Source organism: Shewanella sp. M-Br, assembly GCF_036245925.1.
Classification (GTDB): domain Bacteria; phylum Pseudomonadota; class Gammaproteobacteria; order Enterobacterales; family Shewanellaceae; genus Shewanella; species Shewanella oncorhynchi.
Map to the genome: position 1 here is coordinate 1 of NZ_BJBV01000043.1, position 16,391 is coordinate 16,391.

Genomic DNA, 16,391 nt, shown 5'->3' on the forward strand with positions numbered 1-16,391 from the left:
AGCACTGCTACGGAAAATTTACTCGCTAGCGCTCGCAAATTTCCGCAGAGTGCAGCGTTATCTCCATAGAAATTTTAATCCGAAACTAATGGATTTGAGTAAAAAATCTAACTCACTTATGTCCAAAAATGAGCTAGTGAATCACTCTACACCAGACTGATTCACGTCAACCGCTAAAACCCGCCCTCGCGCCTCGTTTTTGGCTCTTTGAGGGCGGTTTTTCCCCCTTAAGATGAATCAAATCTCCAGAGAATTGATTCAACGCCAACTTGATAAGGTTACAAGGCCAAAATAACGGGCTAGATATCTGGGCTTCCTGTTGCTTGTAGCTCAGAACAATCAGATAGCCTTCCTTCTATTTGACTCCATTTATGTGACTGGTACTGCAAAACCTGACTATTTCAGTCAGGATTAGTTGCCACAAAATAAAGCTGCAAATAATATGAATGTAACTTTATTGCTGCTCTGGAGCTACTCATGTCTGCTACTTCTGTCTCAAAAGATGCACAACTCCCACCCCATGGGCTTAATTCTCAACACAATCGTTGGCTAGAACGAAAAATTGGTGAGCTAGTGGCAGAAGACTTTCGCCGCGCACATGTGTTTAGTCAATTTGGTATCGATTTTTGTTGTGGCGGGGGTAAATCACTGGCGGTCGCCTGTGAGCGTGCAGATGTAGATCCCGCAAAAGTGGTTGCTGCGCTGAATGCCGCAACACTTACCGGTAGCAAAGAAGATGAATTAAATCAATTACCCTTAGATCAACTTATCGAATATATAGAATCAACGCACCATCAATACGTGCGCGAAAAAGCCCCTTTATTGGTCGAATATTCCGAGAAAATGATTCGCGCTCACGGTGAGCACTATGCCGAAATCGTTCCCTTTGCGGGTTGGGTACGAGCCTTAGTTGAAGACTTAATGCCACATTTAATGAAGGAAGAAAAAATACTGTTTCCGGCGATCCGCGCCATGAGTCATGGAGAGCAGGTTGAGGCTTGCTTTGGCCATATTGGCAACCCCATCAATGCGATGCAACATGAGCATGAAGAAGTCGGTTTGATTTTACAAAAATTACACGAGCTCACTAACGACTTCACACCACCTGAATATGCGTGCACTACATGGCGTGTTTGTTATGCCACTCTGGCGGAATTTGAGGCGGACTTACATCAGCATATTCACTTAGAAAACAATATTCTATTTCCTAAGGCATTGGGTCTCACCCAATAATTGATTAAATGTTTATCCCGTAGCGGCTCCAAATTACAGATTTTCCGCTTAACCTTGAGGCCAGACCTAAGTCTGGCCTTTCAATTATTGACGTGCTACAACAAGTCATGTGTCGCTGACGGATAAGCTGCCATGACATTTCAATCATTTGCACTCGATGATATTGCCAATTTGCACGAATCGGCCCAAGTAGAATTTAAACTCGCAGGTGGCCGCGATGGCCAAGGTCAATTACCCGAAGACATTTGGGCTACTTATAGCTCTTTTGCCAACACTTTGGGTGGCGAGATCATCCTAGGTGTGCGGGAAGAGCGTGGCCATTTCAGTATTGAAGGCATTCCCAACCCCCTTCCCGTCTTGCAAGAATTTTGGGAAATCCTCGATGACCCGAGTCGCACGAGTCACAATCTTTTAGCGATCTCGGATGTACAGATTATTGAAATTATGAACAAAAAACTCATTCGTATCCGCGTACCGCTGGCACCTGAGCAGCTAAAACCTATCTACGTAGGCAGCGATCCTTACACAGGGAGTTATTTTAGGGTGGGAGATGCCGACATGCACGCGAGCCGTCGGCAAGTCAATCTACTGCTGCGCCGCGCCCATCTTTGCATGAAGCAACTCAAGGCGCGTTAATCCAGTAAATCTAACGTCCTGTTATTACGTTAAAAACCTGCTAATAGATAGCCGCCCATGGCCGCAATCGCCACGCCAGTAACGCGCATTAAATTGCGTTGCCCTGTCATCCGCTGCATTCCAAGGCCTATCATTACGCCGCCTAAATGGATGACTGCTGTACCAAATAAAAATCCTAGGGCATACAGGACTGGGCTAGCCAATTCCGGCATTTCAGCGCCGTGGGCGTGACCATGAAAAATCGCGAATACGCCCACAAAGGCCATGGCGAATAACAGTGGGATTTGACGATCAAAAGCGATGGCTAGACCGAGTAATAATACCGAGAGGGCAATACCTATTTCGACAAAGGGAACGGCAATCGCATATAAACCTAAAATCCCGCCCACTAACATAAAGGTGACAAATGCTAAGGGTACAGTCCAAATCGCGCGGCCACCGAGCTGGGTGCTCAACATGCCCACACTCAACATAGCCAGCAAGTGATCGAAGCCCAATACGGGATGATTAAAACCCGACATGAAACCGCCACCTGAATGGATCTCATGGGCCGATACCGGCGCGATCCAACATAAAGAGAGCAGTAATAACAACCCGATACGCGCCATAAAATAGCCTTAGTCAGTGACTTTAGTGATATAAAACTTAACTTTAGTGCAAATTTGGCTGGCAAACCTTGATCTCAATCACCCAAAGATACAGATTAAAAATGCACGCTAAGTTAGTTTACGTCGATAGCCAATACTTTTGTCAAAGCGTCGAGGGAGGCTATTTCTAAATGGGGCAACAAGGCGGCTATCGGTAAGGAATCGACTCGACCAAAACTGGGATTTAGCCACACAGACTGGCACCCCGCCAACCGAGCACCACGAACGTCTGCATTCATGCTATCACCAACATGCAGTAAGTGTTGCGGTGCAATCTTTAACCGCGAGCAAGCTAATGCGAACATGTCTTTAGCGGGTTTCATATGCACGCCATTACCTGGATGCAACACAAACTCGAAGGCATCACCTAAACCAATCCGCTCTGCGTCCACATTGCCATTGGTGATCCCGACTAATCTAAAATGCTGCGATAAGCGCTTGAGTAATAAGAGCACTTCGTCAGACACTTGAAAATGACTGCGATGAAAATAAAAACACGCCAATCCTTGCTCGGCGCCGCGTTCGGCTTCAGTCGCCGAATACCCTAATTGTATTAGGCCTTGGCGAAGCGTAGCTAAGCGGGCTGCGCTGGTGTCGTGGGCGAGCTCACGATTTTGCTGCAAAAGTTGCAGCTTTAGCCTGCGCCAATCATGGGGTTGCCACGCCTGCGACAATGGATAAGTCTGCAACAGAAACGTCGCCAACTCAGCCTCGGCATTTATAATATGCGGCAGATTGTCGTACAAGGTATCGTCGAGATCGAAACTGATCGCTTGAATATGTTGAGGTCTAAGATAGCAACGCATTATTTATCCTGTGTTTTTTTCGCTCTAGGATGGGCGTTATCATACACCTTAGCTAAGTGTTGGAAATCCAAACTGGTGTAAATTTGTGTGGTCGCTAGGTTCGCATGACCCAATAATTCTTGCACCGCCCGCAAGTCGGCGCTCGCTTCTAACATGTGAGTGGCAAAGGAATGACGCAACTTATGGGGATGTACTCGCACCGATAATGCCTGCCCTTGACCCCATTTAGCCATGCGCGCCTGAATACTGCGATGGGAAAGTCGCTTGCCTTTTTCAGTCACAAATAAGGCGTTATCTTCACAGGGGATCTGCTTTCGGCAATTGAGCCAATTCTGCAGCGCAGTAATAGCTAAACGACCGACAGGGACGATACGCTCCTTATTGCCTTTACCTAAGACTCGCACTTCTTTCAAATCGTATTGCACACTGGATAAATTAAGCGCGGCAAGTTCCGCTAAACGTAACCCACTGGAATAAAACAATTCCATCATGGCTTTATCACGCAGACTCAGCGGATCTGTACCTTCAATGTCCAGCAAGTGACTGATGGCATCGACATCGATATTCTTCGGCAGAGGTTTGGTCTGTTTGGGGGCACTTAAGCCTTTGGCGGGATTAAGCTCAATCACGCCTTCGCGCAGCAAAAATTCACCCCATTGTTTTACCGCCGATAAACACAGAGAAAGCGATCGCGGGCTTAAACCTTTGCGGTGCAATTTGGCTAACACTTGCTGCCAATGCTCGCGGCTCACATTGAGTAAATGCACGCCTTCGGGCAAGAGATCGCTACCGCGATTAAGCTCATAAAGGTAATTACGTACTGTATGGGCAGACAACTGTCGCTCGGTACTCAGATAACGTTCAAAGGTTTGTAACCATTGAGTATTTAATGCCGACACTTCGCCTGTTTGCGTACTCATATCGGTTTCCTCATGGGTTTTGCCAAGCCTTGGATGAACAAAATCGCTCTACGGCTGTTACAGCTTAGCAAGCATATGCGCCAGTAAACGCCGCAACTGTTCCAGCAGCATGTTATCCATATCAGGATGAAAATGGGTGACATCTTGGCTAGCAATGGCAAAAATCACCGGGTTGTCTTCCGACAATTTAGTCAGTGCCACCGATCCCACTTCGCTACCAAATAGGCGTTTAGCCTCTTGTTGCGTTAGCCGACCAAAATAGTGACCTTTATGCAGTCTTTGATCCCATATTGCCTTCATATCGGCATCGAGCACGCTGATCAAACGCACATGACTGAAATTAAACTGTAATTTCAAACTATCGGCCAACACTTCTTTGAGTGACACTAGATCGGCACAATTCAGTAGCTGGAAGGATAACTCAGTATTGAATTGGTAAATTTTCTCGTTGCGCGCCGCCATCGTTAACAGACTGGTGATCTCTTCTTCCAACTGGCTGACTCGCTGGCGCAGCATTTCTTGACGACGTTCCACTAAAGAGATAGCGCCGCGCTCCAGATGGGGCAGACGCATTGCCAGCAATAGCTCAGGATAGCGATTGAAAAAATCAGGATTATCCAGCAGATACTCGCGAATAATCAACTCATCGAAAGGCACATCCGTCTGCGGCATCAAGGGCTCTGTCATAACTGAATTTGTCCATCGTAAACGTGCTGCGCTGGGCCCGTCATCCACAAAGGTTTCCCCTCGCCTTCCCAGTTGATGGTTAAAGTACCGCCGGGTAAATCCACCCGCACTTGCTGGCCGAGCTTCCCTTGCACTTGACCTACAACCACGGCCGCACACGCGCCAGTGCCACAGGCCAAAGTTTCGGCAGCACCACGTTCATACACCCGCAGCTTAATGTGGCCCGAATCCACCACTTGCATAAATCCCACATTCACACCACGGGGAAAGCGCTCATGCTTAGTGATCATGGCACCAATTTCAGCAACAGCGGCACTCGCCACATCTTCAACGTCGAGCACACAATGGGGATTGCCCATAGAAGCCGCGCCACATAAAAAGGTTTGCAGTGGTGTTTGCAGTAAATAGGTTTTTTCTGCTTTCTTGGCTTTAAAGGGGATCAGACTTGGTTCAAGAATAGGCACGCCCATATTCACGGTAACTGTGCCATCTCGCTCTAAACGCAGAGTCATCTTACCTGATGAAGTGCTAACACGGATTTTACTCTTATTGGTCAATCCTTTATTGCGCACAAAACGGGCAAAACAGCGGGCGCCATTACCGCATTGTTCGACTTCAGTACCATCGGCATTGAAGATGCGATAATGAAAATCTAAATCGGGATCATAGGGCGGCTCAACCAACAGTAATTGATCGAAACCTATGCCAAAGTTACGGTCGGCTAAACGGCGGATCTGCTCAGGCGAAAAGAACACGTTCTGCGTGACCCCATCGACCACCATAAAATCGTTACCCAGTCCGTGCATCTTAGTGAATTGGATCAAGATACTTATCCTTTAAGCCGAGGCGCCGCTCATTAAGTATGAAACCAAGCGCCTGAATCAATATAATTTTTCTAGTTTACGGCAGGAGTTGCTCACCTTGCCAGAGCTGAGACAATTTTTCTCGCTCACGCACTAAGAAAGCGTGCTCACCATCGACCATGACTTCGGCCGCACGAGGACGCGTGTTGTAGTTAGAGGCCATCGCAAAACCATAGGCACCACTCGAACGCACAGCAAGTAAATCCCCTGCCACTAAAGCCAGCTTGCGATCTTTACCTAAAAAATCACCTGTTTCGCAGACTGGACCAACAATATCAAACTCATAGGCCTCAGAGTCCCTTGGCACGACTGGGATAATATTTTGCCATGCGCTGTAAAGTGCTGGCCGAATTAAGTCATTCATCGCGCCATCGACAATCGCAAAACGCTTGTCGCTGTTTTCTTTCAGATAAAGCACCTGAGTAACAAAAATCCCCGCATTGGCGGCAATCGCACGGCCCGGTTCGAAGATCAGCTTCAGTTGACGGTCGCCCATACGCGCTAATATGGCGGCGGCATACACATCAGGATGCGGCGGAGTTTCAGCATCATAGGTCACACCTAAACCGCCACCCACATCAAAATGCTCGATGACGATACCTTGTTCAGCCAGACGATCGATCAACGCTAGCATACGATCCATTGCATCGAGGAAAGGTTGAATTTCGGTTAATTGCGAACCGATATGGCAATCGACACCTTTCACTTTTAAATGTGGCAAAGCATGGGCACGGGCGAAGACGGTTTCGGCCTCATCCATAGCGATACCGAATTTATTTTCTTTAAGGCCAGTCGAAATATAGGGATGAGTACCCGCATCCACATCGGGATTGACTCGCAAGGAAACTGGCGCCACTTTACCTAAACGACCTGCGACCAAATTTAACTGCTCAAGCTCGGCGCTCGACTCGACGTTAAAGCAATAAATGCCCAGATTAAGTGCCTGTTCCATTTCGGCCGCAGTTTTACCCACGCCAGAGAACACCACTTTAGCGGGATCGCCGCCCGCTTCAATCACTCTTGCTAACTCGCCACCCGAAACGATATCAAAACCACTACCTAAACGTGCCAACACATTCAGTACGGCCAAGTTCGAATTAGCTTTAACCGCGTAACAAATCAAATGTGGATGATCTGCCACGGCGTTATTAAAGGCATGCCAATGGCGCTCTAGCGTGGCGCGGGAATAGATATACAGCGGCGTACCATAGGTTTGAGCTAAGTCGGCGACCTGGCAGCCTTCGGCGTGCAGGGCATTTTGTTGGTAGAGAAAGTGATCCAATGTCTGATTCCTTACTGCGCTTTATCGCTGCGATAGTGATGATAGTTATAGCTGCTATTATTGTTGTGTTTTTTGTACTTCGATGGCTCGAATTTCGGTTTTAATCTCTTCTACTTCAGGCTCTGGTTTAGACGCCTCAACCTTTTTAGGCTGATTCACCTCTGTGGCCGGAGATCGATAGAGGGGGCCCTTCTGGCCGCATGCAGTAATGAATAGGCTACCAAGCAATAACAATAAAAACAGTCTCATTTTTCTCAACATCTGTGCATCTGGTGACTAATGGCCTTATAATCGCACCCATCTTGACGAAAGCAAAGGACAGAAATGCATGGCCATGACAGATACAGAATTTCACCAGCTCGCCGATGACATGTTCCAAGCCATAGAAAATGCGATTGAAACTGCGATTGATGAGCAAGATGCCGATCTTGATATCGATGCCAGTGGCAACGTATTGCAATTAGAATTTGTTGATGGCTCTAAGATAGTGATCAACAAGCAAGAACCTTTGCATGAGATTTGGGTCGCCACACGCTTTGGTGGATATCACTTTGGTTTTGTTGAAGGTAAATGGATGGACGGACGAAATGGCGGCGAATTTATGCCATTCGTGCAAGAGTCTATCGAGCGCCAAGGCGGCATTAAGCTTAGCTTCTAATCTAAGCCTGTCGTAGTGCAAAACCGTAATAGTACAAAACAATAATGGGAGCCTTGGCTCCCATTATTTATGTTAAAAACCAGCTAAAACTCAGTGTCTTGATCGCTAACATCGATACCGAAAGGCGCCACCGTTAACTCTCCGGCTACCCGCACTAAATGGAAAAATTGCGGAATATTAAACCGGGCCCGTGAAGCATAATGCTCATCGAACACATAGTGATGACTCACTTTATTTACCAACTCGGCCATGTTTGATCCCGCCTGCACGTAATGGCTTAGTTGATTTTCCTCATCGAGGATAAATACATCCAAGTTATCGACCCGTTGGCGTAGAAAATACTGAATCGCGCCTTTAGCCGCATAGTTTTGCACCACTTTAGGCATACTCGAGAAGGGATCGTCACCTAATTCAGGCCGCGGCAATAATACAAGATGACTGCGGGATAACTGTTGATAAAATGACTTGGCATCGCTCAAGTCCTGATAGGCCATGCCTAAGGGATTAAAAAAGATCCCATAGCGAGTACGGCTTATCTGCAGTGGCTGCACTAAGGTGCTGGATTGCTGCACTTGTTGGCACAAACGCATAGTTTGTTTTAGTAGATTTTTCACTGCTAATTTAAGCTGTGGGCGTAACTTCTGTGAACAGCTGATCACATCCATATCCACAGGTAAACTGGCCCGTCTTAGCCCCGGCGTTACAAAGGCTAAAGCTTGCAATACCGCGGTATCGCCTTCGAAGCGATGACACTGCCATTCACCCCAACTATTCAAGCAAATCGCATCTAACGCACCAAGCATATTGGCTTTTTTACGCCCGAGTGAGAACACGTTCGCATTCATCACATCGACCATCATTTCCTGTCCTTGCCATTCAATGGTGGGATCGCAATCCAGATTGAGCACAAAAATCAGCTTACGAAAATGCCATGGCTGGCATAAGTCACGTTTAGATACACGCCAATCGTGGTCGATAAAATTCAGTAACCGCTTTGAAGCTTCGGTAAGCCGTTTCGACTTTGCCTTACTCTGACCATATTCATGCCATTGAGTACTCGGCGTCGAGATCCCATTTAAACATGCCCAAATCATTAAGGCTGAAGGGGTTTTTCCCTTACATATTGCCGACTCGCCTAACAAATTTTGTGGCTGAGGCCCTTGTCGATACAGATAATATTGACGCTCGCGGGAGCTTGAGACCATAGTCACTTCGGACTCAGCGACTGAAGCACTCCACAGCAGATTCAGCTTAGCGATTTGGTCTTCATCTTGACTAAAATAGGTATGCAACTTGCGAGTCAGCATTCCCAAATCTTCGATCCGCAAACCTTCATTTAACTCATGTGTCGATGCGAAGCGTAATAAGGTTTGGTAGCTCGCTAATAACAGTTCATTCAGTTGCTCGTTAAACCAATTGAGCTGGCCACTATGCCAATGTTCACAATTGTCTAAAGTGCTAATCAGACTATCTGGCCATTGCCAATCCTGCACCAGCTTTTGCAATTTAGGATAACGCCAATCTTTGCCTTCTTGAGTTCGACTCAAGTGCACGCCACATTTTAAATAGAAGCAGCGCCGCACTATCTCTAGTCGGCGAGTATCATTCTGCTTAAGTAAATAGGTTTCGATAATCTCATAGATAGAGTAATAGGCATCATTCGACGTCGAAAAATCACCGGCAAGCGTTTTCTGCCATAAGTGATCACAAAGCAGAGTTGAATGGGGATAATCACTGGCATAAGCCTCGAGTAGCAATACTTTAATCAGTGCCTTATGGGGCTTTTCTAAGCCCTTGTAGAGCTGCCATAACGAAGCACCAAAGTACTCACTCGCAGGTAATTCATGTACATCGCCTAAGGACAAGAGCGCAGGATTGAGTTTAGCGTCTGGCCACCATGCAATCGTTTTACCCGCCAAACGAATTTGACTGCGATAAAACTCTTCAAGTAATAACCAATGTTGCATACTACCGCTATGCTCATGGGCCATTGCTGATTGACATCCACGAACGGCTTTACCGCCACAAAACTGCTGCGGATGAACTAAGTAAAAATTCACCTCAAACTGATACTCGGCAAACCAAGCAGTCAATCGAGTCGCTTTAATCTTGATTAGCGCCAAATCCTCAGAACTCAGATCGGCCCGATGTACTAACCAAACATCGACATCACTCTTGGCATTTTGGCCAAAACTGCCAGTACTCCCCATCGCATAAACACCTTCAAAGGCATTGATATCCGCTTCTTGAGTAGTAAAAGGCAGCGAGAACACATCGCAGGCCTGGGACTCAGTCTCACCAACCTGATACTCGTTGATTCCACAGGGCGTATTGGCGGCATGATAGCCAGGATACTGAACACCGTTCTGGTGAATTAAAAAGGGGATCAAATAGAATAAGTGTTTTTGTAACGGCGATAGCAAAGCTAGGGCGCGTGCAATACGTACCTTATTAAGTCTTTCTGCTATATCAGGAAACTGTATTTGCCGATCCATTCAAAAACACAACACTTAAGCACTTATGGGAAATGTGCTCATGTTAACACTTTTACAAACTCGAGCAACTAAACGTGAAGCCCGTCACACTTTCACGGTATCTAGAACATCGCCAACTTCAAAGAATCGATACGGCTTCCTTACATAAACGATTTGCCAATGTTAGCATTGGCGCAACTAAGATCTTTGATGGAAACTAGGCATGTCTGAGAACCGCATACGTATCGCAACCCGCAAGAGTCCGCTGGCCATGTGGCAAGCTGAATTTGTTAAAGCCGAATTAGAACGCATTCACCCCGGTATTGTGGTGGAATTGCTGCCAATGAGCACTAAAGGCGACGTTATCTTAGATACGCCGCTAGCCAAAGTGGGCGGTAAAGGTTTGTTCGTCAAAGAGCTTGAAGTCGCCATGTTAGACGATCTTGCCGATATCGCGGTGCACTCAATGAAAGACGTGCCCGTCGACTTCCCAGAAGGCTTGGGCCTTGAAGTTATTTGCGAGCGCGAAGATCCACGCGATGCCTTTGTATCGAATTTATATAAATCGATCAGCGAATTACCATTAGGCGCAACTGTGGGCACCTCGAGCCTACGTCGTCAATGCCAACTGCGCGCATCACGCCCTGACCTTATCATCAAAGATTTACGCGGTAACGTAGGCACTCGTTTAGCTAAACTTGATAACGGCGAATACGATGCCATTATTCTTGCCGCTGCAGGCTTAATTCGCCTGAAATTGTCTGAGCGTATTGCCAGCTTTATTTCTGCCGAAGAGTCCTTGCCCGCCAACGGCCAAGGCGCTGTGGGTATCGAATGTCGCACCAACGACGCACGCGTTAAGGCCCTACTGGCACCATTAGAACATTTAGAAACGCGCTACCGTGTAATTGCCGAGCGCGCGATGAACACGCGCCTAGAAGGTGGATGCCAAGTGCCTATTGGCGCATTTGCCGAAATCAATGGTGATGAGATGACATTACGCGGCCTAGTCGGTAACCCTGATGGTAGTGAAATCATCGAAGGCGTGATCACAGGTCCAAAAACCGACGCCACGCAATTAGGGGTTGCCCTTGCCGAAGAGCTATTGAGCAAAGGCGCAAAAAGCATACTCGACGCTGTTTACGCTAAAGCCTAAGTCGATGAAAGTCTTACTGACGCGCCCTGAAGGGCGCAATCAGTCCATGATCGATGCCTTGAATCAACAAGGCATTAGCCATTGGGTTACACCTCTACTGTGTGTCGAAGCAACGCCGCCCATCACAACGAATAACTCACACCCACTGGCACACGCCGATATGATTATCTGTATCAGCGCCAATGCAGTCAGCTTTGCCGACTATGCCTTAACAACCGCTCATTCTCGAATAAAAGGCTGGCCTCAAGCTCAATATTTCGCCGTAGGTCATGCGACTTGGGAAGCATTAAATCAACTCGGCATTGAAGCCCTCGAAGCCCCAGATGATTGTCAGCAGACCGAAGGTCTACTCACGCTCGCGCCTTTGCAAGATATTAAAGGTAAGCAGATTACGATCATACGTGGCGTTGGCGGCCGTGAAGCCTTAGCTGAACGACTGGCTGAGCGCGGTGCAACAGTGCGCTATTGGGAAGTATATCAACGGGCTTGTCCACCACTCGATGGACAACAGATCGCACAACAATGGCAAGAGTTTGGCATCGACACTATTGTTGTCACCAGCGGTGAAGTACTGGATAACCTGATTAATCTAGTGCCAAAAGAGTTATTTGCATGGCTGCGCTCATGTCATATCATAGTCCCAAGTAACCGAGTAGAAGCTCAAGCTCACGCCTTTGGTATAACCCAAGTCACCAATGCCAATGCCGCCAACAGCAAAGCCGTGCTAAACGCCCTTAAACTCTAAGCGCTATTTAGCCCGATTTAACTCGAATTTCGGCAGTAGCATGTTTTCAAGGACTGTTAAATGGATAACAACAAGCACGACGCAAAGAGCCCTGAATTACAGGCTACCTCTATTATTGAACCATCAATAACGACTGATGACACGCCCGTAACTTCAGCGCCATCTTCTGAATCCCAAACAGCCAAAGCCACACCTTCAAGCACGCCGAGTCAAACGCCAGCATCCAATAGAAGCTCGTGGGCGATTCGCTTTGGGGTGTTATTAGCGCTGGGTTTAACCGCTTGCACCCTTGTCGGCGGTTTTATGTTATACCAACAGATGCAACAGCAACTGCTGGCGCAGGATGCGAAAAATATCGCCCTGCAGGACCAATTACAGCAAGCCCTGCTACAACCCAATCAACGTATTGGCCAGCTTGAACAGCAACAACTGAATGATGCTAAGACCTATCAAGAATTAACAAAATTGGCAGAAGACCAAAATCAACTGCAGGACAGGATCAATAAACTTGCCCAGCGCAGTCCAACGCATTGGATGGCGTCAGAAGCCGAATATCTAGTAAACATGGCGGGCCGTAAACTTTGGTTAGAAAAAGATCCCCGCACCGCCACCGATCTATTAAAGTCGGCGGATGAAACCATCGCCGCCATGAACAATCCCGCTTTGCTACCTATTCGTAAGGCTCTGGCAAAAGATATCGCCGCGACTGCAAGTATTAAAACCACAGATATTGATGGTAGTGTATTAGCCCTCGATGCCTTAATTGAGCAACTCGATAAACTACCCCTTAATCGCACCGATGCAGAAACCGATGCCCCTGAAGATACAAACATTACTGGCGATTTAAATGACTGGCAGAGCAACTTAGGGAAGACGTGGAAAGCGTTAACCCAAGACTTTATCACCATACGCCATAGAACAGCCGATGCACCCGCTTTACTCGCTCCTGAGCAACAGTGGTATCTGGTTGAAAACATTCGTCATAAACTGCTGCAATCTCAACTTGCGTTATACCGCTACGACAGGGCCGCTTATCACCAATCATTAATGATGGTGCGTAAGTGGATTCAAACCTATTTCGATACTCAAGATCACAGCACTGCTGAAGCAATCGCCAAAATCGATAAATTGGCGACATTAGAACTTGATCCTATTACTCTGAAATCCTTTGCCGCAAAACCTCTGCTATTACAGCTGACAAGCTATGGTGAGCTGACCTCATCAGAGGATGTGCCATTATGATCAAGATATTAATTTTCTTAGGGATAATATTGATAGGGCTCTGCATTAGCCCTTGGTTGGTGGGCAACACAGGTTATGTATACATTGCGGCAGGTGACTACCAGGTTGAGACCAGTTTAGTTTTTGGGATCATTGCCTTAATTGTATTTTATGCCATGTTCCAAGTACTAGAATGGTTGGTGATTAGTGCCATTAATCTCATGCTGCGTAGCCGTTTTATTCCTCGCCACTGGCGCCGTCGCTCCGCGAAAAAGCATACCTTAATGGGTGCACTGGCTCTGGCAGAAGAAGATTGGCCAGCAGCGGAACGCGCTATGATAAAAGGCGCCGACAATGGCGAACTCCCTGCACTTAATTTACTTGCAGCAGCTCGTGCTGCCCAATATCAACAGAAAATAGCAGAGCGTGATCAATATCTTGACCGTGCTGCAACACAACCGCTGGCCGCGAATGCCGTCGCAACCACGCGTACTCGATATCTGTTAAAACAAGGAGAGTTAGCTTTAGCCCGCGCCGAGCTCGATAAATTAGCCCCCACAAGTAAGAGCAAAGCACCGGTACTCAAACTCGCCCTCGAGTTATATCGAGCACAAGAGGATTGGGATGCGCTGAAGCTATTGTTACCTATTTTGAAGAAGCGCCAGATCCTAGATGACACCCTGCTAAATGAACTCAATGTAATCACTCACTGCGCTTTACTCAAAGCCGCAACCATTAAAGGCGAAGAAGCCTTAGAACAATGCTGGCAGTGGTTATCTCGCAGTGAGCGCAATCAGTCTGAGTTTTTGGCGATTTATGCTGTGGGTTTATGCCGCTTTAATCGCAAAGACCAAGCGCTGAAACTACTCGCAAAAAAATTACGCACTGCTCCTGAATCTGCACTTTTAGAAGTCATTCCAGAAATAACGACAGCCCAAGATACAGAAATCCGTAAGCAGTTACTCAAGCATGAAATCACCCATGAGAATAATGCCGACTACCAGATGTGCTTAGCTAAACTTTATCAGCAAACAAGGGATATGAAAGAAGCCAGAACCTGCTGGCAAAATGTTTGCCGACTCGAACCTACAAAAGCCTCTTGGTTGGCGCTTGCACGGATTCAAGAACAGTTAGGTGAACAAGGTAACGCAAATCAAAGTTATCGTCAGGCGGTTAATCTGTAGTTCTACAATGCCTGCAACCTAGTCGCCGTGATTTGAGTAACGAAAGATCACGGCACTTGCCAATGCTGGCATATTAAAACCCACTTAACTTGCCAAAAATGTTAAAAACTAGATCGTGTCGCTTCTTTTCCGTAAAAACCACTCTCCCAATCCAGATTAATTTCTTATAACTATGCTTAATCTTAGAGTTAAAAAGTACTAAATACGGCCCTTTTTATAGATATAGCTACTACATCTAGTTACAGGTCTAAAAATTGTCACTTTTGCGTATTAAGATCCGTAAAACCGCATAAGAACAGGCGACACAAGCGCGTCAAAAAATTGACTTAAGTCGTTTCGTTAGCTAAAATTCCACCACTTGTATCACAGTGCGACATATTTGTTGGACTTGTGCGTCTATGGATTAACACACTTTGGCTGTTGGGAGCTTACTATGGGATCGGTAATTACATCAAAGAAAGGTTTGCTTAAGTTAGTAAAAGGGCAAATCAATGTCGAAGTTGATGGTTCAAATCAACCCGCTAAGGATGGCGAACAACTCCCTAAAGGTGCTGTGCTCCATATTGGCGAAAACGCAACCTATGAAATTACCTTCGATGATGGCACTAAGCTATCAAATGAAGTCGCGCCCAGCGAAACTACTGCAGCAGCCTCTGGCACGGCTAACGAAGCAGCCCTAGATGAAATTCAAGCATTACAAGATCTTATTGCATCCGGTGAAGACCCAACTCAGAACCTACCAGAAACCGCAGCAGGTAACACACCAGGCAGTGATGGTAACTCGGGCTATGTCACTCTAGCCCGTAGCGGCACAGAAACCATTGCAGCTTCAGGCTACTCAACAAGCGGCCAAGCACTGACTGGAACGACGGTTAATATTCCACAATTCACCATTGCAGCAGACTCACCTTCAGCACTTGCTAATGACAGCAACACTTCCAATGAAGATACTGTAGCGACTGGCAATGTGCTCGATAACGACACTGATGTGGATTCCACTCTAAGTGTTGTGAGCTTCGAAATCAGCGGTACCACCTACGCAGCAGGCACAGAAGTGACTCTCGAAGGCGGTGTTTTAGTTTTAAATACCGACGGCTCTTACACCTTCACACCGAATGCAAACTGGAATGGCCAAGTACCTGTCATCACCTACACGACCAACACGGGCTCAACTGCAACGCTAACCATTAATATCAGCCCTGTCGATGATCCTTCCATCCTTGCAAATGACAGCGCCACAGTTGCAGAAGACACTGTAGCTACAGGCAATGTGCTTGATAATGATTCCGATATCGACAGCACCCTGTCCGTTGTCAGCTTCACTATGAATGGCGATACCGTTACCGCAGGCACCACTGTTTCCCTAGAAGGTGGCAGCTTAGTCATCAATGCCGATGGTTCTTACACCTTCACGCCGAATGCAAACTGGAATGGCCAAGTACCTGTCATTACCTACACCACTAACACTGGTTCAACGGCCACATTAACCATTAATGTTACCCCGGTTGATGATGCTTCTGTGTTAGCCAACGACACCAATACCATTGATGAAGATACCGTTGCCACCGGTAACGTGCTCACCAATGACAGCGATGTGGATAACACCTTATCGGTCGTTAGCTTCACCGTGAACGGCGATACGGTGGCCGCAGGCACCACAGTTGAACTTGAAGGCGGCGACTTAGTCATCAATGCCGATGGCTCTTACACCTTCACACCCAATGCCAACTGGAATGGCCAAGTACCAGTCATCACCTACACCACTAACACCGGTTCAACGGCGACCTTAACCATTAATGTTAATCCTGTCGACGATCCCGCTGACATCACGGTCGGTAACGGCGACAGCGATGCTGGCACCGTCACCGAAGACGGCGAT

The 16,391-nt window shown here is 47.1% G+C and carries 16 protein-coding genes; 8 read left to right on the top strand and 8 right to left on the bottom strand.

The genetic code is table 11. The features are described from left to right. The first annotated feature begins 477 nt into the window (after nucleotides 1-477). Together ric and AAA952_RS22075 are read left to right on the top strand one after the other, a co-directional pair. Nucleotides 478-1,233, top strand: a complete 756-nt coding sequence (ric, locus tag AAA952_RS22070; protein WP_263207598.1) for an iron-sulfur cluster repair di-iron protein — start codon at nucleotides 478-480, stop codon at nucleotides 1,231-1,233. A gap of 132 nt (nucleotides 1,234-1,365) precedes the next feature. Then, entirely contained in the window at nucleotides 1,366-1,869 is a 504-nt protein-coding gene (locus AAA952_RS22075; protein ID WP_105250431.1) for an AlbA family DNA-binding domain-containing protein, read from the top strand. Between the two features lie 29 nt (nucleotides 1,870-1,898). On the opposite strand, the gene AAA952_RS22080 is transcribed toward AAA952_RS22075, so the two are convergent. The 7 genes from AAA952_RS22080 to lptM all read right to left on the bottom strand — a co-directional run bounded on the left by AAA952_RS22080 (nucleotide 1,899) and on the right by lptM (nucleotide 7,323). Next, on the bottom strand, nucleotides 1,899-2,477 hold the full coding sequence (locus tag AAA952_RS22080) for a HupE/UreJ family protein (protein WP_113940843.1): 579 nt from the start codon (nucleotides 2,475-2,477) through the stop codon (nucleotides 1,899-1,901). A 113-nt stretch (nucleotides 2,478-2,590) separates the two neighbouring features. Next, nucleotides 2,591-3,322, bottom strand: coding sequence for an HAD-IA family hydrolase (locus tag AAA952_RS22085; RefSeq protein WP_338259641.1), 732 nt, complete (start codon nucleotides 3,320-3,322; stop codon nucleotides 2,591-2,593). Then, nucleotides 3,322-4,242: a tyrosine recombinase XerC gene (gene xerC / locus AAA952_RS22090; RefSeq protein WP_338259643.1), complete on the bottom strand. Its 921-nt coding sequence runs from the start codon at nucleotides 4,240-4,242 to the stop codon at nucleotides 3,322-3,324. The genes AAA952_RS22085 and xerC overlap by 1 nt, the downstream gene beginning before the upstream one ends. 57 nt (nucleotides 4,243-4,299) lie before the next feature. Then, on the bottom strand, nucleotides 4,300-4,929 hold the full coding sequence (locus AAA952_RS22095) for a DUF484 family protein (protein WP_338259645.1): 630 nt from the start codon (nucleotides 4,927-4,929) through the stop codon (nucleotides 4,300-4,302). Further along, a complete protein-coding gene (dapF, locus tag AAA952_RS22100) occupies nucleotides 4,926-5,753 on the bottom strand; it encodes a diaminopimelate epimerase (protein ID WP_338259648.1) in 828 nt (275 codons plus the stop codon). Before dapF ends, AAA952_RS22095 begins: the two co-directional genes overlap by 4 nt. 76 nt (nucleotides 5,754-5,829) lie before the next feature. Continuing rightward, nucleotides 5,830-7,074 carry a diaminopimelate decarboxylase gene (gene lysA, locus AAA952_RS22105; RefSeq protein ID WP_168825915.1) on the bottom strand — a complete coding sequence of 415 codons (1,245 nt, stop codon included), beginning with the start codon at nucleotides 7,072-7,074 and terminating at the stop codon, nucleotides 5,830-5,832. A 57-nt stretch (nucleotides 7,075-7,131) separates the two neighbouring features. Continuing rightward, nucleotides 7,132-7,323, bottom strand: coding sequence for an LPS translocon maturation chaperone LptM (gene lptM / locus AAA952_RS22110; protein ID WP_168825920.1), 192 nt, complete (start codon nucleotides 7,321-7,323; stop codon nucleotides 7,132-7,134). 79 nt (nucleotides 7,324-7,402) lie between these two features. Here lptM and cyaY point away from each other — a divergent pair, with 79 nt between their 5' ends. Continuing rightward, nucleotides 7,403-7,732 carry an iron donor protein CyaY gene (gene cyaY / locus AAA952_RS22115; protein WP_105250439.1) on the top strand — a complete coding sequence of 110 codons (330 nt, stop codon included), beginning with the start codon at nucleotides 7,403-7,405 and terminating at the stop codon, nucleotides 7,730-7,732. A gap of 83 nt (nucleotides 7,733-7,815) precedes the next feature. On the opposite strand, the gene AAA952_RS22120 is transcribed toward cyaY, so the two are convergent. Further along, on the bottom strand, nucleotides 7,816-10,227 hold the full coding sequence (locus AAA952_RS22120; RefSeq protein ID WP_338259652.1) for a class I adenylate cyclase: 2,412 nt from the start codon (nucleotides 10,225-10,227) through the stop codon (nucleotides 7,816-7,818). Between the two features lie 202 nt (nucleotides 10,228-10,429). Between AAA952_RS22120 and hemC the strand changes: the two genes are divergently transcribed. From hemC to AAA952_RS22145, 5 genes are all read left to right on the top strand, one after another. Next, nucleotides 10,430-11,362, top strand: coding sequence for a hydroxymethylbilane synthase (hemC, locus tag AAA952_RS22125; protein ID WP_131523367.1), 933 nt, complete (start codon nucleotides 10,430-10,432; stop codon nucleotides 11,360-11,362). 4 nt (nucleotides 11,363-11,366) lie between these two features. Further along, nucleotides 11,367-12,107, top strand: a complete 741-nt coding sequence (locus AAA952_RS22130) for a uroporphyrinogen-III synthase (protein ID WP_168825922.1) — start codon at nucleotides 11,367-11,369, stop codon at nucleotides 12,105-12,107. Between the two features lie 60 nt (nucleotides 12,108-12,167). Then, nucleotides 12,168-13,349, top strand: coding sequence for a uroporphyrinogen-III C-methyltransferase (locus tag AAA952_RS22135; protein ID WP_338259656.1), 1,182 nt, complete (start codon nucleotides 12,168-12,170; stop codon nucleotides 13,347-13,349). After that, complete coding sequence (locus tag AAA952_RS22140; protein WP_338259658.1) at nucleotides 13,346-14,512, top strand: heme biosynthesis HemY N-terminal domain-containing protein; 1,167 nt, start codon at nucleotides 13,346-13,348, stop codon at nucleotides 14,510-14,512. The genes AAA952_RS22135 and AAA952_RS22140 overlap by 4 nt, the downstream gene beginning before the upstream one ends. 433 nt (nucleotides 14,513-14,945) lie before the next feature. Beyond that, on the top strand, nucleotides 14,946-16,391 hold a 1,446-nt coding region (locus tag AAA952_RS22145), incomplete at its 3' end, for a retention module-containing protein (RefSeq protein ID WP_338259660.1).

What these genes read in the sequence shown, in the direction of transcription:
- AAA952_RS22085 (WP_338259641.1), bottom strand. Translation starts at nt 3,322, where the DNA reads ATGCGTTGCTATCTTAGACCTCAACATATTCAAGCGATCAGTTTCGAT.
- lptM (WP_168825920.1), bottom strand. Translation starts at nt 7,323, where the DNA reads ATGAGACTGTTTTTATTGTTATTGCTTGGTAGCCTATTCATTACTGCA.
- AAA952_RS22135 (WP_338259656.1), top strand. Translation starts at nt 12,168, where the DNA reads ATGGATAACAACAAGCACGACGCAAAGAGCCCTGAATTACAGGCTACC.
- AAA952_RS22075 (WP_105250431.1), top strand. Translation starts at nt 1,366, where the DNA reads ATGACATTTCAATCATTTGCACTCGATGATATTGCCAATTTGCACGAA.
- cyaY (WP_105250439.1), top strand. Translation starts at nt 7,403, where the DNA reads ATGGCCATGACAGATACAGAATTTCACCAGCTCGCCGATGACATGTTC.
- ric (WP_263207598.1), top strand. Translation starts at nt 478, where the DNA reads ATGTCTGCTACTTCTGTCTCAAAAGATGCACAACTCCCACCCCATGGG.
- AAA952_RS22120 (WP_338259652.1), bottom strand. Translation starts at nt 10,227, where the DNA reads ATGGATCGGCAAATACAGTTTCCTGATATAGCAGAAAGACTTAATAAG.
- xerC (WP_338259643.1), bottom strand. Translation starts at nt 4,242, where the DNA reads ATGAGTACGCAAACAGGCGAAGTGTCGGCATTAAATACTCAATGGTTA.
- AAA952_RS22140 (WP_338259658.1), top strand. Translation starts at nt 13,346, where the DNA reads ATGATCAAGATATTAATTTTCTTAGGGATAATATTGATAGGGCTCTGC.
- AAA952_RS22080 (WP_113940843.1), bottom strand. Translation starts at nt 2,477, where the DNA reads ATGGCGCGTATCGGGTTGTTATTACTGCTCTCTTTATGTTGGATCGCG.
- hemC (WP_131523367.1), top strand. Translation starts at nt 10,430, where the DNA reads ATGTCTGAGAACCGCATACGTATCGCAACCCGCAAGAGTCCGCTGGCC.
- AAA952_RS22130 (WP_168825922.1), top strand. Translation starts at nt 11,367, where the DNA reads ATGAAAGTCTTACTGACGCGCCCTGAAGGGCGCAATCAGTCCATGATC.
- AAA952_RS22095 (WP_338259645.1), bottom strand. Translation starts at nt 4,929, where the DNA reads ATGACAGAGCCCTTGATGCCGCAGACGGATGTGCCTTTCGATGAGTTG.